The sequence below is a fragment of the Clostridium lundense DSM 17049 genome (assembly GCF_000619945.1).
Taxonomy (GTDB): Bacteria; Bacillota; Clostridia; order Clostridiales; family Clostridiaceae; genus Clostridium_AO; species Clostridium_AO lundense.
Window position 1 is genome coordinate 104,634 of sequence record NZ_JHVC01000008.1, and the last position, 24,804, is coordinate 129,437.

Consider the following 24,804-nt stretch of genomic DNA (forward strand, 5'->3'; position numbering starts at 1 on the left):
TTATTTAGATAAATATGCATTTTGTTTATCTAGCCATTCTTTCTCTTTTCGTCTCCACTCTTCTTCAGATAATTTTAAATCCCCCCAAAATCCATTCGAATTTATTACATTACCATACTCATCAGTTAATACTATAGTAGTTTTGGCTGTACCAAAAACTAAGAATGGGCAATACTTATTCTTATCTTCATTATATTTAAAACAATTTATACTAACATTATTGGGACCTAACATACAACAGTTAGGCACTAAATCATCATCTTTTTTATCAATATTATAAATACAATTTGCTTCAATTAAAATATTTCTCAACGCTATTTCCTCCTTTGTTTATATTTCGTATACCAATAATATTTGCTATACATTATCTTACCTTTATCTTCTTTCAACTCTAAATTTTTAATATTATTACTTAAAAAGTCATAATAAACTAAAGCTTTCTTAAGTATTTCATCAGTAACGTCAATTGTCTTAACAGTATAATCTTTTGTTAATGCAATCATTTTTTTTAATTCAAGTTCATTAATTATTTCCACCTTGTTCTCCTCCTCTACTCAGGGTAATACCTTACCGCTATATCAATAATTTCTTTTTGATATAGCGTTTCCGTCTAATATAGAGTAAGTAATTTCATATCCATCTGCACATCTTATATAAATACATTTATCAACTAATTTATAATCCTGTATAATATCAGTGCCTCCACAAGCTCATATTTTCTGTCCTTTTTCATCAATCACAAATACTCCGAGTTCATATATTATAATAATCAAGCTCCATTGCTCTACATGAATAATTGAAAATATAAGTGAATTCAGTGAATGCCTGAAATCTACAACTTTTGCTGCACAATCAACACACACTATTTCGTTCTCAAATGAGCAAACTATCTTTTGATTTTTAGGAAGCATTAAAATATTAGATTGTAACCCATGCCAATCATACTTCATTCCAATAGAGAACTTTTCTTCTGAATGCAGTGTTATTGCATCGTACGTATCCGCATAATCCTCATTATAACTTAATAATAAACTTGAATCACAAGCTTCTAAATACTCATAAAATTCATATTCATTTTCAAACTTTTGCAATGAAATAGCGTTTTGTCCAAATGTAATTTTCAAAACTCTCATCTCTTTCCATCTATTATTTTTGAGTATAATTGATTATCTATTACATATTATATGTTCTTAATTCCATTAGCTTTTAAGTGGAATTATTGAGCCTAGGTTTTCCTTGCTTATTAAGTTACACATATCTTCTATGCTCGTCTTACTGGCTCCTAAAGATGCCTCTAGGAAATCCTTTATCAGATGTTTATATTTGAGGAACTGCTAAAAAAGTAATGAATCAGCCTACTTAGATTGGGCTGATTCATTTAATTTTTTCACTGCATTATTAATATTATGCAGCAACTTAATTTATACTTTTTGTTTATTTTATCATAACTTTTTAATATTCCTTTAAATGCAGTTAATTATAATTTAGTTTTGTAGTAACTATTACTTGCTTAAACCTTCCAGTTGTAATATTTGACTAAATTCATTCAACTTCTCTAAATAATTTAACGCTTTTCCGTAGGATATATTACTGATTATAGGGAATGGTAGATTCTTAGAAGCTTTTAGTATTTCCGCTGAAGACATTTCAACATTTAACACATTTTTTATTTTTACTAAATCTTTTAATCCACCCTTAGGATTATCTACCAATAAGATATTACAATATTTATTATAAGTTTGAGCTGCGTTTTCTCCATTCATGCCACTTAAATTGCAGCCGTCATCCAACCACTTTGATAAGTTATAAGCAACAACCTTTGCATTTGATGGATTCATATCTCCGCACCCTACTGATAATACTTCTTTTTTAGTATTATCTTTAGATACTAAAAATACAATATCTCCACTGTCATCACCTATAGCTATATAACCTTTTGCATATTCATCTACCTCAAGGGTTAAATTTCTTTCAACAATATCATCTGTTCCATAAATCACCAATCCACTATCAGTTGAAAATCCATTTGTATACTTTAATAATTCTTTGTAAGTTTCAGGTAATAGGATATTCATTTCATTTTCAACAATTCTAATTTCATCATTACTAGCTGGCATTGTTTTTACTAAACCATCTACATTTTCTAGATTTATCATTTGAAACCTCCTAATTTATCAAAATATTTATAGCAATTTCGAATTGCTTTTCTAGCACTTTTCACATCTACTCCAGCATCAATCATCTCTCTATATGAAATATTGATGGTGCTTCATCTTTATCGTATCCAGGTATATTTTGTTCAACCCATTCATTTTGTATTGGATGATGAGTCTGTACTCTATTATCAGCAGCAATATTCTTGTTTCCTAGTGCTCTATTTACTTGAGGACTCAGGTTTTCATATATATCTATATCCACCTGGTCTTTTAGGTACAGTAGCTTCTCCTACCCCCTTAGAAGTAGCTTTCTTCATCTGATTCTCTGCTGCCTCTTTTGTTTCTTTTATAGCTTCATTATAAGCTATCTGTGTCCTTGTAGGCTTAAGTTTAACATTATTAATTGGAGAGTTTCCATTAAAACCTCCTATACCTTCAAAAGCAAGTTTGTTTCCAAACCTACTACTAAAGTTATCAGACATGTTTTTAAATTTATTAACTGCATTTTCTATGGCATCGTTAACTTTTGATGCTCCTTTTTTTACCCAAGGACTTGCTTTCTTAAATACTTTCTCTACCTTATGGAACATTCCTGCTGTTGCTGCTCCAATTCCAACATCAAATAATGTGGTTGTAAAGTTTATTCCTTGACCATCTAGTGTTTGCCTTACCATGCTTTCAAATCCATTGGTTACCCCACCAAACAGCATCTTTCCACCTAAGGTTTTTAATGTACCAAAAGGTCCAAATATTGCTCCTGAAACTGCTCCTATAAATGATTCCCTGCCTCCAGCCCACATATAAGCAGATGCATCACTAACTTCTTCATTCATTTTATCTGATACTGCCTGACTTGCTACTTTTTTACGTTTACGTATTTCTTCTTTTATTAGTTTATTAAAAAATACTCCTGTTAAAAAACAGGAGTATTTTTTATACGCTATGTTTAATACTCTAAAAATATATGATGATTATCATCATGTACTTTTTAGTATGTTTCCTTCAATCTTTCTATCAATTTTCTCCCTTCTATATTTTCAGACACTTTTAACATAAAATCTTCTATAAAATTATTAATTACTTCTTGAAATAACTCAAATGGCACATAGCATATTCCTTTAGGATTAATAAAGTTTATTTCACTATATAAATCTGAATTATCCCATGCTATTTCTATTGTATTTTTAACTCTTCTAAAAATTACATCTGCTAGAAATGAACCTCCATTATCTGAATACCATGAGTGTCTAAAGTACCAATCTTGTCTTTTTTCAAACCATAAATCAAATTCATCATCGTCATCTGAGTCAAAATCTCCACTGCTCTTGTAAAACTCTATTGAATTATTTCCTTCAATAGGTAATGGAAATTGCGTTTCATTAAAAATATTGTTTTTGTTCTTGCAAAACCACTCAACAATAAAAATTAAGTCCCATTCATATTCACGTATTTTGCCCTCCATTAAAAAAGTGCAAACTGATTTGTTGTCAACCCACATCTTGAAAACTCCCCATGTAGGCTCATTTCTTCCACATTCACTAAATGGGCTTTCTTTCAATTCATATGCAACTGCAAAAATTTCTTTATTACCAAAATATTTCATATTTAATCACCCTTATTTATTTTTAATAAAGTTTTTATATTGAGCCTTTGTAATCTTTCCATCATTAAGCATTTGCCTTAACACATCGGCTGGAACTTCCTTAGCAGGATTTACAACTTCATAGGAATGCCAACCATTTACTGTATCTGGCTGAAATTTCACTAACTTACCATCATAATAGTTGTATAACTGCTTAGTTTTAGATGATGAATATGCTGTATCTAATAATTCTTGTCCTGTCTTTATATCTGGAATTGGATCTGGACTTCCCCATCCTGATGTTGGATCATGTTTAGGACTTGGTTTATAAACACGATCACCCGCTCCCTTAGCATCAATATTTTTATCAGAAGAACTATTACTCTCTCCACCACTTCCACTATTAGAAGCCGTCTTATAAAGCACAAGACCAGATGCTGCTATAGAGGACATTTCACCTGCACTGGCTATAGAAGTTACTCCATCTAGACAGAATACATGTAAGTTAATACCAGTTCCACTAAGAGATAATTGGCCTATTGAAATTTTACCTGGTAAATTTTTGCCTATATTGCTAATTGACTTCACGCCACTTGCTAGTGTTGCTACGTCTTTATATTTATCCTTAAATAATCTAAATACAAATTCGGTTCTGACATTGACGGAATACCGATATTGGATAATTCTTTATCTGTATTTACTATTGTTTTTAATTCTTTTTATTTTTGAGTTCAATTGATTATCTATTACATATTATATGTTCTTAATTCCATTAACTTTTAAGTGATATTAATGAACCTAAGATTTCATAGCTTATCAGCTTACATATCTATGCTATCATTGTTTTATTTACTCCTAAAGATAATGATATTGATTAGGAAGGACATCCTTTATCAGTCATTTATATCTGTTGAACTGCTAAAAAATAATGAACCAGCCTACTTAAATTTCAGCTGATTCATTTTTTTCACTGCATTATTACAATTATGTAGCATAAATACACTGCTTTAATTCATGCTAATTGGTATATTTATTGACTACTTATTATAACTTTTTATTTTACTTAATTATTCATTAATCATTAGACATATTATGCATTGAATTACTTGAATAAAATCAATATATATACATTAAATTGTAATTAGATTATTACTTCATTACTTCCTTTATATACTTTTTAAGACAATATCTTTAATACTAGCTATTTCATTATCTTTAAGATTATAAACAACTAATTCTATTATAACTTTTGCAAGCAATGAAAATATAGCTTTGCTCGAACCAACTAATCCATGTGCACCAATTTCAAATACTAATTTACCTGATGGAACTTTAAAATCATTAATATTATTACGTATATACTCTAATATAGCTTCACCATATTCCTTTGGTATCCCACAAATCACCTTATCTACAGTTGAAGCTATATTTCCTTTAAATTCGTCATCTTCTAAACTACTAATTTTAACTTCGACATTTAAAAATCCACTTTCGTCAGGAATATATGTAGCTCCTAACAATGCATAATTACTGCTATTTCTAGGCAATGCTATTTCTAATGCAATACTTTTTCCTTGACATTCAAATGTATTAGCCTTAAATTTTTCTTCTATTAGTTCAACTACATTATAATTAATTACTGGTAAGTCATTTATCCATAGTCTTCCTTTTTTATATCCTGTTAAATTATCTAATTCTATCATACTCTACCTCCAAAAATTTCTCCATGTTGAATTAAACTCTTCTGGATACATGTCCATAACATTAGGATGATATACACTAAAAGGAGATACATTATATTTCTGCATTGCTACAGCATGAGCTTCATTATATCCCATCCCTTTTGACATCATAGTTGATTCTGAAAGTTCGTGCATGTAAAAACTTGCGTCAGCTCCAGTTATAGGTTTCCCCTTAGCTAATGCTTCCTCAACTCTTGAAATCATTGCTTGATTAGGAGCATATTCCTCAAATGTTCCTATATGTTTTTTTACAATATTTAATCCTTTTTCTGATACATTTATTGATTTGCCTTCTAACTTTCCTAATCCATTAACGGCACTAGAAAATTCTGAATTATACGCCCCTGTAGCTTTCTTCATCTGCTTCTCTGCTGCCTCTTTTGTTTCTTTTATAGCTTCATTATAAGCTATCTGTGTCTTTGTAGGCTTAAGTTTAACATTATTAATTGGAGAATTTCCATTAAGACCTCCTATACCTTCAAAAGCAAGTTTATTTCCAAATCTACTACTAAAATTATCAGACATGTTTTTAAATTTATTAACTGCATTTTCTATGGCATCGTTAACTTTTGATGCTCCTTTTTTTACCCAAGGACTTGCTTTCTTAAATACTTTCTCTACCTTATGGAAAACTCCTGCTGTTGCTGCTCCAATTCCAACATCAAATAATGTGGTTGTAAAGTTTATCCGATGACTACCCGCTCTAATACTTCCATCTTCTTTAAAGTGGGGGTAAAGAGCGGCTACGTCCCTGGATAACGATTTCTAAAGCTTCAGTGGGAGTAAAAACTCCTTCTGAAGCCAAGAACTCTGTTTATTCCTTTGCCATCTAGTGTTTGCCTTACTATACTTTCAAATCCATTGGTTACTCCACCAAGCAGCATCTTTCCACCTAAGATTTTCCCTGTACCAAAAGGCCCAAATATTGCTCCTGAGACAGCTCCTATAAATGATTCTCTGCCTCCAGCCCACATATAGGCAGACGCATCACTAACTTCTTCACTCATTTTATCTGATATTGCCTGCATATGTTAACTACTAAAAAATAATGAACCAGCCTACTTATTTTTCAGCTAGTCCATTTAGTGCTTCTCTTACTTCATTATTAATATTATGCATTATGCACTATGTGTATCAAATTTTACTAACTTCTTGCTCATTAAGTACTAAATCTTTTATATTTATGCTTTTATAATAATGCAGACAGATTTGATATAATTTTGTAGTAAGTATAAAAGATAGTTCTCTTAATTAATCCTGTAGAAGTATATTTATTTTTTTACATTTTATTTAACTTATCTCTTATATAACGTTACATTGATTAATATTCCAAAAAATATTCATCTAAAAACTCTCCTGAAGAATTATACTCTATCTCATAGGTATACTTTGGGAGTTCACCATCATATTCATATAAATAAAATTCTAGCCTAAAAGAAGGCATACCTCCTAAATTATTTATCAATAAATGTGTCCTATTATATTCTACTTTTAATTCTTTAAATGAACAAGTTTCATCTGTAACATCTTCAGACAAAAAATTAGTATCACTTTCTAATAATATTTTTTCAATATATTGTGTTGCATCTTTTATCAAATTATTAAAATCAAAAAGTTCATTAAACAATGCCTCAACTTTTTTTAAGTTCATTTGTATCCTTCACCTCACTTTTTTAGTATCAAATCAAATATTAGTTCACCACTTTCATTAATACGTCCATATACTCTTGTATGACCACCAGCTTTTGGTACTTTAATCTTATAGATATATTCATATCCTCCTTTATACTCAATTTCATTTTCTGTTAACTTTATTATACCAGAAGTGCCCTCTCTTCTAGGAGCTAAGCCTTTATCCATAGCATTTTTAAACTTTTTATCAAGTCCCATTTTCTTTAATTCTTTAAGAACTTTACTATCTATACTTCTATTACTGAATAATCCAGCATCAGTCGCCCCACTAGCATCAATATTTTTATCAGAAGAACTATTACTATCTCCACCACTTCCACTATTAGAAGCCGTCTTATAAAGCACAAGACCAGATGCTGCTATAGAAGATATTTCGCTGCACTGGCTATAGAAGTTGCTTCATCTATGCAGAATACAGTTAAGTTAATGCCAGTTCCACTAAGGGATAATCAGCCTATTGAAATTTTCCCTGGTAAATTTTTGCCTATATTGCTAATTGACTTCACGCCACTTGCTAGTGTTGCTACATCTTTATATTTATCTTTGAATAATCTAAATACAAATTCGTTTCTAACATTGACGGAATACCAATATTGGATAATTTTTTATGTGCATTTACTATTATTTTTAATTGAAATAGATTTTTTATCTATTTCAATTATTTTTTTCTTTAGGTTCTTGTTCCCCCCTATCCCCTCGTTGCTCTTTCCAAGTCCCGAGTTCCTATTCCCAAGTTCCATTATTTATATGTTTCATATTTTCAATTCTTTTTATTTTTGAGTGTAATTGATTTTTACCCTATATATTATAGGTTATTAATTCCCCTCGATTTCAAGTGGAATTATTGAGACTAGGATTTCTTAGCTTATCAGCTTACATCATTCTTTAACCCTAGTTATCTTGACTTTTAAAATATCTCAGTACAAGAAAAAAAGATTAATGTTCCATTTACTGAAACATTAACCTTTTAACTTCCTTCACTGCATTATTTAAGTTATGCATTTTTCCAACATTTATAATTGACTTAGTTTACAATAAACATTACTACTCTAACTTTTTTGTAGTTAGTCTTTAAATAGTTTTGCAGTGTAAAAATAATTTTTGACTTTTTTATTTAAAAATCTTTTTCATTAATAATGTATGAAATATTCTTTGCACATACATAACATTCAACATCACTTGAATAATCTTCTGGATAAAACTTAAATATATACGTTCCACTTTCAATTTTATACTTAGAGTACATTTCTTCAGCTTCATAATCAGAAACTAATTCAATGGCTTGTATAGATATATCTGTTTTCCAATTGAACAACATTGACGCATAGTAAACCTCTTGAAATTCAATTTCAATATCCGAATTGCTAGAAGATGGGTCAATACTCCCAGTAAGAAGTAATTTATAATTAGTATATTGAGTAACCTCAAAGTCCATCCATAGCTCACTATTTAAATAACTATTAATCTTTTCAACTATACTTTCAACTTCATTTCGATTCATAATATCCTCCATTCTTAAGGTAGCTGAATATGTGTTATCTCTGCTGCCTCATTATTAAAATTAGCGTTAATATTACCATTCTCACCAAGCTTTAATACACTTGTATGATACCAATTTCTATCTGTTCCCATATACTCTACTCCAGTAGGAATCTCTACATTTTGCCTACTAACTCTATATATACTACCTGTCTTTCCATAATTGGCTTCTGCTGGGTGAATTCTAACCTCATATTTATATCCACCTTGAATCCATGTTTCTTTTAATTTTGCAGGCGCTGTATTAAGTCCCTGCCTGCTTAATGCAGAATTTAGAAAATCTGCTGGGTCAGTTCCTTTTAAACTAACATTTTCTGCCCCATATTTACTATTAAAATATTCAGTACATTTAGAAGTACTATATGAACTTACATTTTCATAGCTAGGGTTACTTGCCCCCTTGGGGCAGAGTCTGTCTTATTATCTTTTAGTGGTAGAGTTGAGTATTTTAGAGCCTTTACCACTATTTTTTAACTACTTCTTATCACTTATGACTTTTAGTGTTATGTAGTTAATGTTTTTACATTAATTTCCTTAATTCTATTAACCTTATTTTATCATGCAACTTGTTTTTATTTTTACATTATTTACTACACATAAGCAAAAAATACCGTTGTAATTGAAGTATCAACATTTCAGTTACAACGATATTTTCTTTTACTTTAGGTTGAAAGGGGGTAAGGTGGTAAAGATTTTATAAAGTATTTTTAGTTTTATCAACTAGAATTTACTTTTTAATTTTATTTACCGCTCTTCACCCTCTGCCCCTTTACTCACTACTTTATTAATATTATGCAGTATTTATTTTTCTCGTCTTGATTGATTTGACTGTATTTTAATATTTACATTTTTTATCCAGCTACTTAACTCTTTATTATGCAGCTAATATTAATCCATATATTCTTCTACAACTTCAATATTATCCTCTAAATTTAAATTAGGATACTTATGAGAAATACTTTTTAAGCATTCTATATATTTATTACTTTGAAGATTATATGTTACTTCCTCAAAAACTTCACTGGCAAGTAATATCTCCTTTTCATTTTTTCTTTATCATTAAATAACATACACTGTATCTTTATTAAATTCACTTAACAACAAATATATTTATAAGAATCATATTATTTTCTTAATCTATATAATTATGATAAGTCATTTATGCAAGTTTCAAATCTATCGATAAATCTATTATATTGTTCAGTAATTCTTTTCTTTTCATCTTTTTCAAGTAAAATATATTTTTTATTAATCATCTTTACATACTCAACAATATTTTTATCTGCACTATGTCTTCTCATTTCTTGCATAAGTTCGCCTAATAAATATGCTTGAATATCATCTTTTCTATTCTTCAAACAATCTACTACTCTATTGAAATCAATATCATCTATTATATCAATTATCATAGCTTGAAAATATTCGTCACCATCATTGTTCCATAAAAAATTTATTCCTTTTTCTAATGCTTTTTCACTATCTAAATCTGATAGTATATCAAGTGCTTCAACAGTTTCATCTATATCATTAAAATTATCTATAATTTTTATTAACTCAGACAAATTTTTTGATTCTAAATATTTATACTTTTCTTCCATTTACTAATTTCTCCTATGCTATTTTACTTCTTTTAATATAATTGTACTACAGTACGGTGTGCCATCACTATCTATTATCCACCAACTTTCTACAATTACATCTTTATTAGTACCCTTAATGTAACGAACAATTTTAGTATTTCCAGCTTTAACTTCTTTAGCTGCATCTAACACAGTATTTGCTATCATTTCATTATTTTCAACTGTATCTGCTATTCCTGCCTTATTTAATAAATCGCCCATTCCTTTAGAACGTTCATAATTATGAACTTTCTTATTGATATCTTTTAATTCATTCTTCATTTCTTTTGTAAATTCTGATGGTCTTGTATCTTTTAACTTTGTTAATTCTTCAATTCTATCTTTTAATTCAGAATAATTTTCTGGTTTCTTAATTTTACCTCTTATATATGCGTCAATTTTTCCTTTATTTACTTGAGCATATCCATCAGTATATACTTTAACAGGATTTTGTGAGCCTGGAGGTGTTACTTCTTCAATATTAATATTTTTAGGATTACTTACCCCCTTAGTATCACTAGCATCAATATTTTTATCAGAAGAACTATTACTATTTCCACCACTTCCACTATTAGAAGCCATCTTACAAAGCACAAGACCAGATGCTGCTATAGAGGACATTTCACCTGCACTGGCTATAGAAGTTGCTACATCTAGACATAATACAGGTACTTTAATACCAGTTCCACTAAGAGATAAATAGCGTATTGGAATTTTCCCTAGTAAATTTTTGCCTATATTGCTAATTGACTTCACGCCACTTGCTAGTGTTGCTACATCTTTAAATAATCTAAATACAAATCCGGTTCTGACATTGACGGAATATCAATATTGGATATTTCCTTATCTGTATTTACTATTATTTTTATTTTTGAGTGCAATTGATTATCTATTGTATATTATATGTTCTCAATTCCATTAACTTTTAAGTGGAATTATTGAGCCTAGGTTTTGCTATCAGCCTTGTTTTACTGTCTACTAAAGGTACTAGTATTGATTGGCAAGGAACTCCTTTATCAGATGCTTATACTTGAGAAACTGCTAAAAAATTTTAATCACCTATCAATCTCTATTAAATCAGTAGCTTTAGCCTTTATTCAACGCTTTTTAAGTCCAATGCCACTCTTATTCGTATTCTTTTAGAACTCTGTTTTCTGATGTGTTAACGTTGCTTTTTGATATAGTTCTTTTGAATGGTGTATTTATAACATATGTTAACTACTAAAAAAATAATGAACCAGCCTACTCAATTTCAGCTAGTTCATTTCATCTTTTCAATGCATTATTTAGATTATACTACTAATTCACCTTAACCTTTCATTGATTTTACTATAATACTCTTATATAAATTTTTATGCAGTAACTAAAATCAAATTTTTGCATCTAGTTTACATAAATAGCTTATAATTAGATAATCCTCTTGTTATAATTTTTATGATGCACTCTCAACCTTAGAAGGAAATTCTCCTGTTTCTTTATAAACTTTTTTTATCTTTGATGCAATTTTAAACAATCCTCTGTCAGAAAGGCTTCCTTCTTCACTCTTTAGTATACTTAATTCCATAGTTTCCTTATCAAACTTAATTTTACCTGTTGGTTCTTCATAATCACTACCTGCCTTATATATTACAACTTCTTTATCTTCTAATTCTTTTCTTCCATAAACATTTATAGCCATATTATTCTCTCCTTACCTTAATGATTCTACATAACCATTCCAATCAAAAATTTCAGTAGTTACATCATGTGCCTGCCTCTGAGTGCATTTATTCATTCTATAATACGTTGACTCATATAACTCATGCTTAAGTAGCAATATATCATTATCATAAAATTCTCCTTTGCAAAGTCTTTCCCACGCCATTGCCATTTCATAATCTGGGTCTAATCTTCCCATTCCAGAATCTTTCAATACTTCATCTAAAAATACATGTTCCTTAATTTGATTTATATCTTTAATATCCCATCCAATATTATTTGCTATTTTTTCAACATCATCACTTATTTCTCTAAATGAATCATACATTTCTTCAGCTATTTCATCTAATTTATCATAATTCCTAGTTGTAATCTCTGTAGGTTTATATACTCCTTCTTTATAATTATATTTATAAATATCATCAGAATATTTATTAACTATATCGTCAAGAGCTTTAGCCGCCCTCTTAGTATTATTAGCATTAATATTTTTATTAGAAGAACTCTTGCCCTTCCCTGTAATTTTAGAAATCTGATTCTTAAAGTATGATGTTTCTTCTGGTGAGCTATTGATATATCCCCCACCTGCTATAGCATATTCTGGCTCTAAGCCAAGAGCTTTTCTAACATTATACCTTGCTTGATTAAGGGCATTTAATCCATCATCTGCTTTTGCTGCTCCTGCTCGTAATAAATAGGTCATCAACTTTATTATCAATCCTAGCAGTTACCTCATTAAACTTATTAGCTGCTAAAGCCTCCAAAAGGACCAAATATAGCTCCAGATACTGCACCTGTAAATGATTCTCTCCCTCCAGCTTACAAGCTTTATAATATCCTTTATCTTCTATTTCATAACTTGCTTTAATTGATCTTCTAAAATAAAACATATTACGTATGTAACAATATAATTTTACTTTAATATTTTTATAATTTTCTATTTATAATAACAAAAATCCAATAGACACTTAAATTTAGCATCTATTGGATTTTTGTTATTAACTTAAATTAGGTATTAAAGAAAATTTTTATGGCTAAAAAGCTTTTTCTAATGATTTAATTTTGAAAACCAATAACCATCCATTCATCTACTACATCCCAAAATTTCAAATTATATTCTGGCTCATCTTTTGATGACCATAATATTGCATCATTTATTCCCTTTTCACAGTCAACAACAACATATGTTCCTAAAGAATTGTTAAAAAAACCAAAAGAAGTTAAAAGATTTAGCTTTAAGTTTTCTTCACCTATATCCTCAATAATCCCCCATTCTTCCTCCCACAGACATGTCACATCGTTGTATGAATCCAATCCCATCCCTTTACTTGGATAATAATAAAATCCGTTATGAACATTATCATAAAACCTCTTTATTTCATCAGGTACTACACTCCAATATTCATTTAATTTCTTATTTAATCTTTTATCGCATGGGTTATTCCCTTCATAATACTTAATCTTATTATCTTGATTTTTCACTGTATACAACACAGAGTAGTATTCTCCAATATTCATTATTTCAATATCAATCAAATGTTCATTTAAAAAAGAAATAGTATTACTCATCTCTTTTCCAACAGAAGATCTCCACACATCTAGCATTTTTCTTTTCCTCACATCAACATTTTTTTCACTAAATATATCTTTCCATACTTTAGGTAATACGCCGTCAGGAATCTTCTTAACATCATCTGTAGTTAATAAATTCACCTTATTAACTTTACTAAGTGTATATTTATTAAGAAATTCTATCTTTTCTTTATTCATTGATTCCACTCCTTTAACATTTTATCAATTAATTCTTGTAGTTCACCTTCCAATTTTTCCTCTTTTGGAATCATTTCTTCCCTAAACTTAGGATCAACTTCAATATTTCTCTTTTTATATAGAATCCAGTCCTTAAAAGACTTCCTACCTTTTGATGTATCAGCTGATTTACTTAGCCCTACGAAATTTTTCTTATAATTCAGTACCTTTACTTGTTGATCAAATGAAAGTTGGTCAAAACCTTCCATACAAACTATTTTTTCATAGAAACTATATGATCCGCTTCTAATGCATGTTTTTGACCTTCTTTTAACTCAATTTTCATACCCGGTAAGGCAGGATCATCCATTGATAGTATAATGTTTTCATTTACCATATCCTGTATTTCATCTGATGGTGTTTTTATACGTAGTTTGTCATATAAACTTTTTGATATTTTCTGTTCTCCATACCTTGCCCTTTTAACTTCACTTAATCGTGTATTACCTTCAGCCGCCCCCTTAGTATTAATATTTTTATTAGAAGAACTATTCACTTCCACTATTAGAGGCCATCTTACAAAGCACAAGACCAGATGCTGCTATAGAGGATATTTCACTTGCACTGGCTATAGAAGTTGCTGCATCTAGACATAATACGGGTATTTTAATACCAGTTCTACTAAGAGATAAATAGCGTATTGGAATTTTCCCTGGTAAATTTTTGCCTATATTGCTAATTGACTTCACGCCACTTGCTAGTGTTGCTACATTTAATACAAATTCTGCAGCATCAAATCCTTTTTTATATGGTGCTTTATCTCTAAAAAATTGATGTGAAGAATTAGATGCATTCCTTTTTCCATCCTTTATATGTATATGGAAATAATTTAGTTTCAGGAAATTGAAAGGTACTATTTGAAATATACCTGATTCATTAGCCACACTTACCAGATCTAATATACATCGAAAGGTCCAGTCTATACCTGCATATAACTCTGTCTTAAACATATTGGTTGCACCAGTCACAGCACTCCAAAATTCTGCCTTTAATACTTCTCCGTAATCAGTTTTGGATATATCTCCTCCATTTTTTGATAATTGGGAGTTTATGTTATCCGTCCCAGCTTTAGAAGCACCTGCTGCAGCACTTACAGCTATTGCCCCTATTGCTGCCACTGCTAGTGTTGCACCCACTCCAAAAGTTGCCATTGATGCTACTACCGCTACTGCAGCTACCGCAGCAATAGCTAGTTTTCTCCATCTAAATCCTTTCTTTTATTCCTTTTATTTCATAATAAAAGCAATCTGTATCATGTCCTGTCTCAAGTCCACCTGCTTCATAAAATCTCTTTAAATCCTTACAAGCTTTATAATATCCTTTGGATTATAGTTTCAACTTTTGAATTTAGTATTTGTCCTCTATTTGATGTATACATTTTTAATTTTGTTATTGATTTATTTTCTGTTGCAAATTCGTTTAATTCATTTGCGTCTATTTCTATCCATAATTCTACTATTTTTCTCTACCAAAGACTAAAGTTTTTAGGCTTATATACCCATTCTCCTTTTTTATTTACATATCCCCATTCCATAGGTTCTTTTGTTGCTACCAATCCTAAACCATTTTTAAAATCATCTGCTGATAAAAATACATTTTTTAAAATTTCGTTTCCATAAATGTCTATATATCCATAGGAATCATCATTGCAAAATACGGCAATACCTTCATTGAAATTATTTAATACATCGTATTTACTTTTTATAACAATTTCATCCTGTTGATTTATATATCCCATCTTATTTATATCCTTTGATAAATATGCAGCTAATCCATTATGAAAATCCAACACATAACTATACCTTGGTTTAATTACAACTTCACCTAATTTATTGATAAAACCTTCTTTTCCTCCATCTTTAAAAGATGATAATCCTTCTGAGAATTTTCCTACATACTCAAATTTAAAATCAATTACCGTATTGCCATTAATATCTATAAATCCATATTTACCATCTTGATTTTTAGCTGACATAACACCTTCTGAAAATTCATTTATTGCTAGAAAAGTAGGTTTAATTAAAAAGTCTCCGTTTTTGTCTATTATTCCGTCTTTATTATCTTGCCTCACTATTGCAAATCCTTCTTTATTAAATCCTCTCCATACCCTATCAAATCGTGTCTCAATAACAAGCTGTCCTTTTTTATCAATAAATCCATATTTACCATCTTTCTTTATCTCAGCATAACCATTTTCAAATTTTAGATACCAATCAACATCTGGTTTTATAAAAGGATTATTATCTTCATCAATAAAATACGATTCTCCTTCAACTGTTGTCACCTTAGCAAGACCATCACTAAACTCCATAGCATCTTTATACATTGGAGTAATTTCTATCTCACCTTTACTATTTATATATCCATATAATTTATCTTTTTTTATTAAATATAAATATCGTTTCATAATTTCCTCCATACTAACAATTAGTGATTTATAAATTTATTTAGTCAAATGTTTCTCCAATTTGCAAATACCAATCCCTTTGCCATTGATCTATATTTGTTGATAGTGGATTATATGTTACATCAATATTATTTCCTGGTATCTGAACTCTTACATACCCGTTAGGTAAAATATCAGTTGTAACCTGCATTCCTTCACAATTTTTGGCCCTATAATTCTCAAACCATCTCATAGAGCTACGATTTACATTTTCTGTATTAATTGGACTATCCTCAATACAATTATCTTTTGCTCCTTCCTGCACACTTTTTATATGTCCTGGATCCATACCTTTGACTACCTGCTCTAATACTCCCATCTTCTTTAAAGTGGGGGTAAAGAACGGCTACGTCCCTGGATAACGATTTCTAAAACTTCAGTTGGAGTAAAAACTCCTTCTGAAGCCAAGAACTCTGTTTATTCCTTTACCATCTAGTGTTTGCCTTACTATACTTTCAAATCCATTGGTTACTCCACCAAGTAGCATCTTTCCACCTAAGATTTTTAATGTACCAAAAGGTCCAAATATTGCCCCTGAAACTGCTCCTATAAATAATTCTCTGACTCTAGCCCACCTGCTTCATAAAATTTCTTTAAATTCTTACAAGCTTTATAATATCCTTTATCTTCTATTTCATAACTTGCTTTAATTGGTCTTCCAAAACAAAACATATTACGTGGTTCAATTATATCACAAAATAATTGAGATAATTTTTATAGTTTATAATATATATCCACAACAAATTCTTCTACTAGCTTTATTGTTGTTATCTTCCTTTCATTTTTTATTTTTTGACATAGCAAAAAGACCTGCAACATAATTAACTTCTATTACTGGTCTTTTTTATGTTTAAGTTATATCTAGTACATAGTTATACCAGAACTATTGATATTACTGAGTTTGGGTGTAAGGACATATTTTGAGACAATTGGTTCCCCCACTACGTGAAAAAATCCAATAGACACTATTTCAGCATCTATTGGATTCACCATTTATTTTCCTTTGTATACAGACTCACTACATAATGATAATTATGCAGCTAAATTTTTAGAGTCGTCTCTACTAATTAATATCATCATAAAAATCACCTTTTTATGCAGTGTTTTTTATTTACCTTATGTTTTGTTTTATTAAACAATATTACTCTTAAGCTAAGATTATAGTATTGTAAATCTTCTCATAAAACACAAGCTTATTATATTAATCATATAAAATAAATGCTTCGCAATTATTATCTATTGCATCTTTTAACATACTCAAAATAATTTTTATTATTTCTTTTTCCTCATTTTCCAATTTAGCTACTTCTATCTCCATTAACTGTTCATATGACTCCTCAAGATTTTGTATTAACCATGGACTTTCATCATACCACCCTATACCTAACTGATAATAATATGCTAATGCTGTCCATCTACCTTCCTTTGGCTTAATTTGTTTCATTATGTTATCAAAATAGCCACTCCACATTCCAAATTGACGTTTTATATTATTTTCTTTTATTATACTAAATGTAATTTCAGGTTCACCTTCAAACCCTATATAATATTTTTCATCTATATTACTCATTATTTAATCCCCCTTATTTTGCTAACCAGTGCCCATTTTCTAACATATTCATTTGCTCTTGAGTGGCAGTTCCTGTTTGATTAGCTCTAACAGCTTGTTGCCAAATAGAATTATCTACCCATGTGTCTCCTACTTTAACTTGAACAACTTTTTGTACTCCGTTTGCATTACCTGGAATTGTTCTAGTTACTACCCATGTTGTACCTCTGCCATACTGAGCTGCTCCCGGAGTTTCTGTATGCCACCTAGCTTCATATGTATATGTCCCAGCATTCCACTTATAACTAATTTGTTCATAACCCGCATTTTTTGATTGGGCCTTTATCCTAGCATTCTCAGGTATTTCAATTGGTGAACCTCCATTACATCGTATATCAGATGTAATTTGAGCCAGTTCTTCTTCTGACAATGAATTAATGTTAATATTATCATATTTAGTTTTACCTTCAACATTTTCAGCTTCAGCCGCCCCTTTAGTACCCTTATATGCATTTTTAATGAATGGAGCGACTTCTAAAATTGCTGTTCCTGCAGTGTATATAAATCCTGAGAATAATGCTCCATCCCTAAACACTTTTACTCCTTGCTGTATGCTAGGTATACGTCCATCCGTCCGCTCTCTTAAATCATAGTACGTATAGTTAAATGTTCCGCCTATATACATTGTTTTAAGTAAAGTTCCTGTACGCTGTAAAGCTGTAGGTATTTCACCTAAAAGCCCTGTTCCTGCAGCTGGTATCATAAATGGTGCAAATAAGGCTCCACATACAGCACCTGCAAAAGTATCTTTTGCCGCCTTGCCTGCATATTCATCCACATCACTAACTTCTTTATTTGCTATATCTGATCCTGCTTTGTCCGCAACTCCCATCAGCCCCATTACCATTCCAGTAACAAAGCTTGCTTTTGCTACAGCTGCCAGTGCTCCTGCCACCGCCGGTATTGTGGTACCAGCTGTAAATGCTACTGCAACCACTGCAACTATTGCCAAACCTGCAAGAACACCTTTAGTTAGTTTTCCCCAACTAAACTTGCTAATTTAGTTCATTATATTCAAAGATATTATTTCCATCTTTTGTTTTTTCTTTTATTGTATTTCCTTGTTTATCCTATGTAAAGTATGTTCCTCTATTTTCATTATTAAGTTTTTCAACTGATTCTTTGTAAACATAAAAGAATTGACAGCTATAATATAAGAATCTGATAGGATAGAATACAAAGTAAACTCCAACAGACACCATTTCAGCATCCATTGGAGTTTTACCATTAACTTAAATCAGACACTAAAAGAAGTTTTTGCTGAATCTCCTATGTTTCCATAGCAGCAAGCATTTAAACCTCCTTCTGATGGCTATTTGCAGTTTTTAGAGTGTGTTTTTCACCTGGTAGTATCCAAACCTACTACAGAATTATTATGCAGTGAAATTTATATCTAATATGATTATTTCCCAAAGTTCTTTCTTTATTCAGCTAGCTTACTTATAAATATGCGTTAAGTTTTGAGTTTCTTTGGTATTTTTCAACTATAGAGAGATACTTTATGAATACTTTTTTAGCTTTATTCTTCAATAAACCTTCACTTACTAGCTGTAGAAACATCTCCAATTGTTATCATATAAAGCCATATCTCTTACTTTCTCTAAACATGCAACATCCTTATTTATATATACATCTGTAGCATTTTTAAAATAACAAATATCATCATATACAGAACTTGTTAATAATGCACTAGTATTTAATTGTTTCATTAAATTAAAAATTATCTTCAATGCATTTCTTTGTGTAATACTTAAATCTGCTTCTTTATCAAATTCAAACCAAACAATTTGATTATATTGAAAATCAGTTTCTAAAAACTTGGTTTCCCAAGTATTGTAAGGCGGTTTTTTGTTTTTAATAAAAATCACACTAAATCCCAATGGTTCATGAATAGAATCAATTTCAAATCTATCCTCCTCTTCATTAATTTTATCTACATATGCGTTAACTCCTAATTTATTAATTTCATTTATAAGTAAGTTTTCATTAACTATATTATCTTTTACCTTTAAAGAAAATTCTATTGACATAGTGCACATCACTCCTTTCGATAATTATGGATAAATTGAAACAATACTATTGTCTTTTTTTACTACTATAACTTCTTCGAGACCTTCTACTGGATAATTATTCAATTGTTCTACTATATCATTTATGTTACCGTTCCAATCCTTTAAGTTTAGTACTATTCTGCTAGCTTGCTTTTTATCTACAACTTTTTCACGGATTGTATCGCCAATTCTTCTCACGGATGATTTTTCAGCAGGTGAGTAACAATCAGCTAATTCACCTTCTATCCTATAATCTGGCTCTCTAGTTGTTCCTTCTACTTTAGGATTCTGTTCAATCTCATACCCGTTTTTAGCAAAAATATCTGCTGCCTCATTTTCTCTTTCTAATGAACGTCTTGTAGCTTCATCCGCTTTTTTACTAATTTTGGTTCTTGGTCCACTTGGTGTTGCATCTGGATTAGGAGAATTTCTTGGTTTAAGTTTGTTTTCAACTTCAGCCGCCCCCTTAGAAGTAGCTTTCTTCATCTGCTTCTCTGCTGCCTCTTTTGTTTCTTTTATAGCTTCATTATAAGCTATCTGTGTCCTTGTAGGCTTAAGTTTAACATTATTAATTGGAGAGTTTCCATTAAAACCTCCTATACCTTCAAAAGCAAGTTTATTTCCAAACCTACTACTAAAGTTATCAGACATGTTTTTAAATTTATTAACTGCATTTTCTATGGCATCGTTAACTTTTGATGCTCCTTTTTTTACCCAAGGACTTGCTTTCTTAAATAATTCCCCTGCCTTATGGAACATTCCTGCTGTTGCTGCTCCAATTCCAACATCATATAATGTAGTTTCAAAGTTTATCCGATGACTACCCGCTCTATTCTTTAAAGTGGGGGTAAAGAGCGGCTACGTCCCTGGATAACGATTTCTAAAGCTTCAGTGGGAGTAAAAACTCCTTCTGAAGCCAAGAACTCTGTTTATTCCTTTACCTTATAGTGTTTGCCTTACTATACTTTCAAATCCATTGGTTACTCCACTAAATAGCATCTTTCCACCTAAGATTTTTAATGTACCAAAAAGACCAAATATAGCTCCTGAAACTGCTCCTATAAATGATTCCCTGCCTCCAGCCCACCTACTTCATAAAATCTCTTTAAATCCTTACAAGCTTTATAATATCCTTTATCTTCTATTTCATAATTTGCTTTCATCGGTCTTCCAAAATAAAACATATTACTTGGTTTCATTAGTGTTGGCATTACTGAACTCGGGCATATGGACGTAGTTTTGGGCAATTCATTTTACTGCTATATGGAAAAATCCAATAGGCACTATTACAGCATCTATTGGATTAGCTCCTTGTTTTTTCTTCACAGTGGTTAAGCTGACTGCAGAATCATTATTATGCAGTTAAGTTATTGTTACCTTTTACTAATTCTATCACAATTCCTAACAAACAAGTTTTTTGCAGCAAGTTATTATTGAATTATGTAGCAACTTTTTATTTTTACCAATTGCCTTCATCAAAATCATCTTCATCTAGTTCTTTAACATATACTGAAATCCATATTGCCCTATCTTCCTCTACATCAGTTTCAATGAAAACCCCTTTATCACATTCATATACTTCTTCAAAATCATCATACTTAAATGATGGCTCAATTTTAATAAATTCTTCTGATTTCATTCCAACACTAATTTTATTCCACAACAACCCTTTATATCCATTAAGTGTAGTTATTCTAAACAACTTACCATTTACTAGATTAAAAAATAAATGTAAATAATCTTCTATATCATACCTAATCCATAAATTATTTAATACTGTAGCCTTTACCTTTCTATCACTTAAAATTTCTTTTAAGTCCTTAATAGTACTATATAGTTTTATACCTCCCATTCCTTCATATGGAATAATTGGTGCATTTATATCAATCATTTAGTTCCCTCCTGTAAAAATTACTGTAACATTTTTTTCTCCACTAGCCTTATATAACTCTTCAGTTCCATTAACTATTTTTATTTTTCCAACCTCTGATGATGTTGTACTAATTTTAATATATGGTAGTTCCCCATGTCTTCCTCCACCTGGTGATACCTGTAGCATTTGAATATTTCTACCCGCACCTTCAGAAGCATTATTTACTCTAATAACCACTGCTCCTGACCTTGACCTCTTTGACTTTTCAACTACTACATCATAACCACTCTTTCTCATAGCTTCGGCTATTTCATCAGCTGATTTTCCTTTAAACATGTCTAAATTATTTTTAACATTATCTATTGTAATTTTATTATTGAAAATTTCAGCTTCAGCCGCCCCCTTGGGGCTGAAACTGTAGTTGCAAATACAAATGGTAGTAATAGTTTTTTTACTATTACTACCATTTTAACATTGATTTAAATTTTATTCATCTGCTCACTGGATAGTTATTATTATGTAGTGAGCATAATTGTTAATTTTCTATAAATATTAAGCTCTTTGTATAATTAATAATTATGCAGTCAGAAATATTAGTTTTTTGTATTGAGCTTTTATACATATTTTATTGCCTAACTATACTTAATAACATTTTTAAGATGTACATGCTACCTTATCTAGAAATTGGCCTGTTTGCTGACAGTGTTTTATTATAAAACTACCTGCTTTAAAGTGTCCATAATTCCAAATACCTTCACTACCTTCTTCTATTTTACTAAGCTCTAGTGTATTTTTGTCTACTTTCAATTTATCCATAATCCATATTTATAAATAACATATTCTTCATTTTCAAAATATTTTTCAATTAATATGCTCATCCCCATATTAGTTACCTCCTAGCAATTTTTTTGGTAGTTTTACCCAATTAAATACCTTATTGGTAACTTCATGTGCAATATCTTGAACACAAGCATTAAGCTTCATATATGTTGATTCATATAATTGGTGTTTGATTAATAATATATCACTTTTATAGAACTGATCATTTATTAATCTTTCCCATGCAACAGCCTGCTCGTAATTTATTAGTTTATATATCCTATTTAAGTTGTTTATTTTATGTAGTTAACTACTATATTTTATCGCAGTGAATATTCAAGTATATTTAAAATTCTTTAACCATTATGGCTTCATGCTTATATTCATCTAAATCAGCTTTTAACCATGAACTTTCATTTTCTCTAACTACATGAAATCTCATAGTAACGTACCCCTCACTAAAACTAAGAATTATACAGAACTTGTATTGTGGATATTCTGTTTTTAATTTATATTTCCATGTATCCATAATAATTTCAGCTAATTGTAAAACTGCAATTTCATCAGAATAATCAATATAATCATTTATTCTTATTTCATTGCAACTAGCCTCATAGCCTGTTCTATCCCTAAACATAGAAAGTATTCTTTTGAAATTTATATTTTCCACATTAATTTCATTATTCATATCAATTATAATGCACTCATGCACCTCTTTAAAGTTTGGAATCATTATTTTAGATAGATTATCTGTATTTATTTTAATTACTTCTTCTTTTTTAATTTTTCCTTTTTCCAATAACTCTATCATATTTTTATTAGTTCTAATCAACATAATTCACCATCCTGTTTTACTTTAACTTATCTTCACCTAAAAATTTCAATGCTTTATTTATAGCATTAATAACATCTTTGTCTTTTAATAATTTTTGTATCTTTTTAGGTGCTAATTCACCTGTTTTCTGATTATAAAATTGCTTTTCTTCAATATCAAGATACCATTTTGTATTATTAGGCTCATGGTAATGAATTTGACCAGGTCTTTCTCCTGGAGCAGGATTTTCAACATCAATTCTTTCAGTTTTTCCATTCTGCCAAGTTGTTTTACTTTCAAATTGAGTCCCATTTTTTCCTAAAATCTTTTCAGCATCAGCCGTTCCCTTAGTATCACTAGCATCAATATTTTCATCAGAAGAACTATTACTATCTCCACCACTTCCACTATTAGAAGCCGTCTTATAAAGCACAAGACCAGATGCTGCTATAGAAGATATTTCGCCTGCACTGGCTATAGAAGTTACTCCATCTAGACATAATACAGGTAAGTTAATGCCAGTTCCACTAAGAGATAAATAGCGTATTGGTGGAATTTTCCCTGGTAAATTTTTGCCTATATTACTAATTGACTTCACGCCATTTGCTAGTGTTGCTACATCTTTATATTTATCTTTAAATAATCTAAATACAAATCCGGTTCTGACATTGACGGAATATCAATATTGGATATTTCTTCATCTGTATTTACTATTATTTTTTAGTGCTTTTCTATCTTTTTCTATTACATATATTATGTTCCCAATTCCATTAACTTTTAAGTGGAATTATTAAACCTAGGATTTTCTTGTTTATCAGATACTTGTATATGTTACCTATTAAAAAATAATGAACCAGCCTAATTAATTTCCAGCTGATTCATTTCATCTTTTCACTGCATTATTACAATTATGCAGTAAAATATTTCTTAGCATTGATTGATGTTTCTACATATTATAAAATTTATTATTATGCAGTTACTGTCGTTGATAATATGCATTTAGATTTACTTTTCATTTTCTTCAATTCCTTGTATTATACTCCAATCAACTCCATCTTCCAATTCATTTTCAATCTCCTCTAATAACTTAAATCCTTCTTGTTCTATACCAGCATCATATCCAACTACTTCAAAGTACCTTTGTTTATACTTGGTATACCAATAATATTTACTATACATTATACTGCTTTTATCTTCTTTCAACACTGAATTTTCAATATTATTACTTATAAATTTATAATACATTAAAGTTTTTTTAAGTTCTTCATCACTTATATCAATAATATTAATATTATAATCTTTTTCCAATTTAATTATTTTTTCTAACTCAATTTCATTAATTATTTTCACTTTAA

The 24,804-nt window shown here is 30.0% G+C and carries 37 protein-coding genes and 1 pseudogene; 1 reads left to right on the plus strand and 37 read right to left on the minus strand.

Annotation, left to right across the window (positions count from 1 at the left end):
- The 10 genes and pseudogenes from T514_RS26605 to T514_RS27170 all read right to left on the minus strand — a co-directional run bounded on the left by T514_RS26605 (window position 1) and on the right by T514_RS27170 (window position 6,005).
- Window positions 1–312: a hypothetical protein gene (locus tag T514_RS26605; RefSeq protein ID WP_051541997.1), complete on the minus strand. Its 312-nt coding sequence runs from the start codon at window positions 310–312 to the stop codon at window positions 1–3.
- A 2-nt stretch (window positions 313–314) separates the two neighbouring features.
- Complete coding sequence (locus T514_RS24395; protein ID WP_051541998.1) at window positions 315–536, minus strand: hypothetical protein; 222 nt, start codon at window positions 534–536, stop codon at window positions 315–317.
- A gap of 174 nt (window positions 537–710) precedes the next feature.
- Window positions 711–1,133 (minus strand): hypothetical protein, encoded by a 423-nt coding sequence (locus T514_RS0110645; protein WP_027624765.1) that lies wholly within the window; start codon window positions 1,131–1,133, stop codon window positions 711–713.
- 369 nt (window positions 1,134–1,502) lie between these two features.
- Complete coding sequence (locus T514_RS0110650) at window positions 1,503–2,156, minus strand: SMI1/KNR4 family protein (protein WP_027624766.1); 654 nt, start codon at window positions 2,154–2,156, stop codon at window positions 1,503–1,505.
- Window positions 2,153–2,418 (minus strand): annotated as a pseudogene (locus tag T514_RS27160) (hypothetical protein). The gene T514_RS0110650 and the pseudogene T514_RS27160 overlap by 4 nt, the downstream one beginning before the upstream one ends.
- On the minus strand, window positions 2,399–2,989 hold the full coding sequence (locus T514_RS0110665; protein WP_027624768.1) for a hypothetical protein: 591 nt from the start codon (window positions 2,987–2,989) through the stop codon (window positions 2,399–2,401). Before T514_RS0110665 ends, T514_RS27160 begins: the two are co-directional and overlap by 20 nt.
- Before the next feature lie 155 nt (window positions 2,990–3,144).
- The gene (locus tag T514_RS0110670) at window positions 3,145–3,759 is read right to left on the minus strand and encodes a hypothetical protein (RefSeq protein WP_027624769.1); all 615 of its coding nucleotides are present in this window, start codon (window positions 3,757–3,759) and stop codon (window positions 3,145–3,147) included.
- 12 nt (window positions 3,760–3,771) lie between these two features.
- Window positions 3,772–4,326, minus strand: coding sequence for a hypothetical protein (locus tag T514_RS27165; protein WP_051541999.1), 555 nt, complete (start codon window positions 4,324–4,326; stop codon window positions 3,772–3,774).
- A gap of 578 nt (window positions 4,327–4,904) precedes the next feature.
- Window positions 4,905–5,441 (minus strand): hypothetical protein, encoded by a 537-nt coding sequence (locus T514_RS0110680; RefSeq protein ID WP_027624770.1) that lies wholly within the window; start codon window positions 5,439–5,441, stop codon window positions 4,905–4,907.
- Between the two features lie 3 nt (window positions 5,442–5,444).
- Window positions 5,445–6,005, minus strand: coding sequence for a hypothetical protein (locus T514_RS27170; RefSeq protein WP_051542000.1), 561 nt, complete (start codon window positions 6,003–6,005; stop codon window positions 5,445–5,447).
- Window positions 6,006–6,033: 28 nt separating this feature from the next.
- Between T514_RS27170 and T514_RS26615 the strand changes: the two genes are divergently transcribed.
- Window positions 6,034–6,174, plus strand: coding sequence for a hypothetical protein (locus tag T514_RS26615; RefSeq protein ID WP_156939879.1), 141 nt, complete (start codon window positions 6,034–6,036; stop codon window positions 6,172–6,174).
- 79 nt (window positions 6,175–6,253) lie between these two features.
- On the opposite strand, the gene T514_RS0110695 is transcribed toward T514_RS26615, so the two are convergent.
- The 27 genes from T514_RS0110695 to T514_RS0110835 form a co-directional block, all read right to left on the minus strand.
- Complete coding sequence (locus T514_RS0110695; RefSeq protein ID WP_027624772.1) at window positions 6,254–6,508, minus strand: hypothetical protein; 255 nt, start codon at window positions 6,506–6,508, stop codon at window positions 6,254–6,256.
- A gap of 293 nt (window positions 6,509–6,801) precedes the next feature.
- The gene (locus tag T514_RS0110700; RefSeq protein ID WP_027624773.1) at window positions 6,802–7,131 is read right to left on the minus strand and encodes a hypothetical protein; all 330 of its coding nucleotides are present in this window, start codon (window positions 7,129–7,131) and stop codon (window positions 6,802–6,804) included.
- Window positions 7,132–7,145: 14 nt separating this feature from the next.
- Window positions 7,146–7,517 (minus strand): hypothetical protein, encoded by a 372-nt coding sequence (locus T514_RS0110705; RefSeq protein WP_027624774.1) that lies wholly within the window; start codon window positions 7,515–7,517, stop codon window positions 7,146–7,148.
- Window positions 7,518–8,286: 769 nt separating this feature from the next.
- Entirely contained in the window at window positions 8,287–8,673 is a 387-nt protein-coding gene (locus T514_RS25725; RefSeq protein WP_051542001.1) for a hypothetical protein, read from the minus strand.
- 1,183 nt (window positions 8,674–9,856) lie between these two features.
- Window positions 9,857–10,309 (minus strand): hypothetical protein, encoded by a 453-nt coding sequence (locus tag T514_RS0110720; RefSeq protein ID WP_027624775.1) that lies wholly within the window; start codon window positions 10,307–10,309, stop codon window positions 9,857–9,859.
- Window positions 10,310–10,327: 18 nt separating this feature from the next.
- On the minus strand, window positions 10,328–11,086 hold the full coding sequence (locus T514_RS0110725; RefSeq protein WP_027624776.1) for a hypothetical protein: 759 nt from the start codon (window positions 11,084–11,086) through the stop codon (window positions 10,328–10,330).
- A 676-nt stretch (window positions 11,087–11,762) separates the two neighbouring features.
- Window positions 11,763–12,008, minus strand: coding sequence for a hypothetical protein (locus T514_RS0110730; protein WP_027624777.1), 246 nt, complete (start codon window positions 12,006–12,008; stop codon window positions 11,763–11,765).
- 12 nt (window positions 12,009–12,020) lie between these two features.
- On the minus strand, window positions 12,021–12,731 hold the full coding sequence (locus T514_RS25730; protein WP_051542002.1) for a hypothetical protein: 711 nt from the start codon (window positions 12,729–12,731) through the stop codon (window positions 12,021–12,023).
- Window positions 12,691–12,918, minus strand: a complete 228-nt coding sequence (locus tag T514_RS26975; RefSeq protein ID WP_169735819.1) for a hypothetical protein — start codon at window positions 12,916–12,918, stop codon at window positions 12,691–12,693. Before T514_RS26975 ends, T514_RS25730 begins: the two co-directional genes overlap by 41 nt.
- Before the next feature lie 166 nt (window positions 12,919–13,084).
- Window positions 13,085–13,798 carry a hypothetical protein gene (locus T514_RS0110740; protein ID WP_034868834.1) on the minus strand — a complete coding sequence of 238 codons (714 nt, stop codon included), beginning with the start codon at window positions 13,796–13,798 and terminating at the stop codon, window positions 13,085–13,087.
- Window positions 13,795–14,046, minus strand: coding sequence for a hypothetical protein (locus tag T514_RS0110745; protein WP_034868836.1), 252 nt, complete (start codon window positions 14,044–14,046; stop codon window positions 13,795–13,797). Before T514_RS0110745 ends, T514_RS0110740 begins: the two co-directional genes overlap by 4 nt.
- A gap of 5 nt (window positions 14,047–14,051) precedes the next feature.
- A complete protein-coding gene (locus T514_RS0110750) occupies window positions 14,052–14,339 on the minus strand; it encodes a hypothetical protein (RefSeq protein ID WP_027624780.1) in 288 nt (95 codons plus the stop codon).
- The gene (locus T514_RS0110755) at window positions 14,326–14,988 is read right to left on the minus strand and encodes a hypothetical protein (RefSeq protein WP_027624781.1); all 663 of its coding nucleotides are present in this window, start codon (window positions 14,986–14,988) and stop codon (window positions 14,326–14,328) included. Before T514_RS0110755 ends, T514_RS0110750 begins: the two co-directional genes overlap by 14 nt.
- A 314-nt stretch (window positions 14,989–15,302) precedes the next feature.
- Window positions 15,303–16,244 (minus strand): WG repeat-containing protein, encoded by a 942-nt coding sequence (locus T514_RS0110760; RefSeq protein WP_027624782.1) that lies wholly within the window; start codon window positions 16,242–16,244, stop codon window positions 15,303–15,305.
- Between the two features lie 40 nt (window positions 16,245–16,284).
- Window positions 16,285–16,602: a hypothetical protein gene (locus T514_RS0110765; protein WP_156939882.1), complete on the minus strand. Its 318-nt coding sequence runs from the start codon at window positions 16,600–16,602 to the stop codon at window positions 16,285–16,287.
- A gap of 227 nt (window positions 16,603–16,829) precedes the next feature.
- Window positions 16,830–16,955, minus strand: coding sequence for a hypothetical protein (locus T514_RS27545; RefSeq protein WP_278246523.1), 126 nt, complete (start codon window positions 16,953–16,955; stop codon window positions 16,830–16,832).
- Window positions 16,956–17,484: 529 nt separating this feature from the next.
- Window positions 17,485–17,853: a hypothetical protein gene (locus T514_RS0110780; protein WP_207640931.1), complete on the minus strand. Its 369-nt coding sequence runs from the start codon at window positions 17,851–17,853 to the stop codon at window positions 17,485–17,487.
- Window positions 17,854–17,866: 13 nt separating this feature from the next.
- Window positions 17,867–18,844 carry a hypothetical protein gene (locus T514_RS25735; RefSeq protein ID WP_051542003.1) on the minus strand — a complete coding sequence of 326 codons (978 nt, stop codon included), beginning with the start codon at window positions 18,842–18,844 and terminating at the stop codon, window positions 17,867–17,869.
- 592 nt (window positions 18,845–19,436) lie between these two features.
- Window positions 19,437–19,922 (minus strand): hypothetical protein, encoded by a 486-nt coding sequence (locus T514_RS25740; protein ID WP_051542004.1) that lies wholly within the window; start codon window positions 19,920–19,922, stop codon window positions 19,437–19,439.
- A gap of 24 nt (window positions 19,923–19,946) precedes the next feature.
- Window positions 19,947–20,702, minus strand: a complete 756-nt coding sequence (locus T514_RS25745; RefSeq protein ID WP_051542005.1) for a CdiA C-terminal domain-containing protein — start codon at window positions 20,700–20,702, stop codon at window positions 19,947–19,949.
- A gap of 299 nt (window positions 20,703–21,001) precedes the next feature.
- On the minus strand, window positions 21,002–21,142 hold the full coding sequence (locus T514_RS26620) for a hypothetical protein (protein ID WP_156939884.1): 141 nt from the start codon (window positions 21,140–21,142) through the stop codon (window positions 21,002–21,004).
- A gap of 260 nt (window positions 21,143–21,402) precedes the next feature.
- On the minus strand, window positions 21,403–21,834 hold the full coding sequence (locus tag T514_RS0110805; protein WP_027624787.1) for a hypothetical protein: 432 nt from the start codon (window positions 21,832–21,834) through the stop codon (window positions 21,403–21,405).
- Window positions 21,835–22,152 (minus strand): hypothetical protein, encoded by a 318-nt coding sequence (locus T514_RS0110810; protein WP_027624788.1) that lies wholly within the window; start codon window positions 22,150–22,152, stop codon window positions 21,835–21,837.
- A gap of 318 nt (window positions 22,153–22,470) precedes the next feature.
- Window positions 22,471–22,632 carry a hypothetical protein gene (locus tag T514_RS26625; RefSeq protein WP_156939886.1) on the minus strand — a complete coding sequence of 54 codons (162 nt, stop codon included), beginning with the start codon at window positions 22,630–22,632 and terminating at the stop codon, window positions 22,471–22,473.
- 349 nt (window positions 22,633–22,981) lie between these two features.
- Window positions 22,982–23,470, minus strand: a complete 489-nt coding sequence (locus T514_RS27325) for a hypothetical protein (protein ID WP_034868840.1) — start codon at window positions 23,468–23,470, stop codon at window positions 22,982–22,984.
- A gap of 16 nt (window positions 23,471–23,486) precedes the next feature.
- Window positions 23,487–24,047, minus strand: coding sequence for a hypothetical protein (locus tag T514_RS27175; RefSeq protein WP_051542006.1), 561 nt, complete (start codon window positions 24,045–24,047; stop codon window positions 23,487–23,489).
- Window positions 24,048–24,454: 407 nt separating this feature from the next.
- Window positions 24,455–24,799: a hypothetical protein gene (locus T514_RS0110835; RefSeq protein ID WP_027624790.1), complete on the minus strand. Its 345-nt coding sequence runs from the start codon at window positions 24,797–24,799 to the stop codon at window positions 24,455–24,457.
- Between the last annotated feature and the right edge of the window lie 5 nt (window positions 24,800–24,804).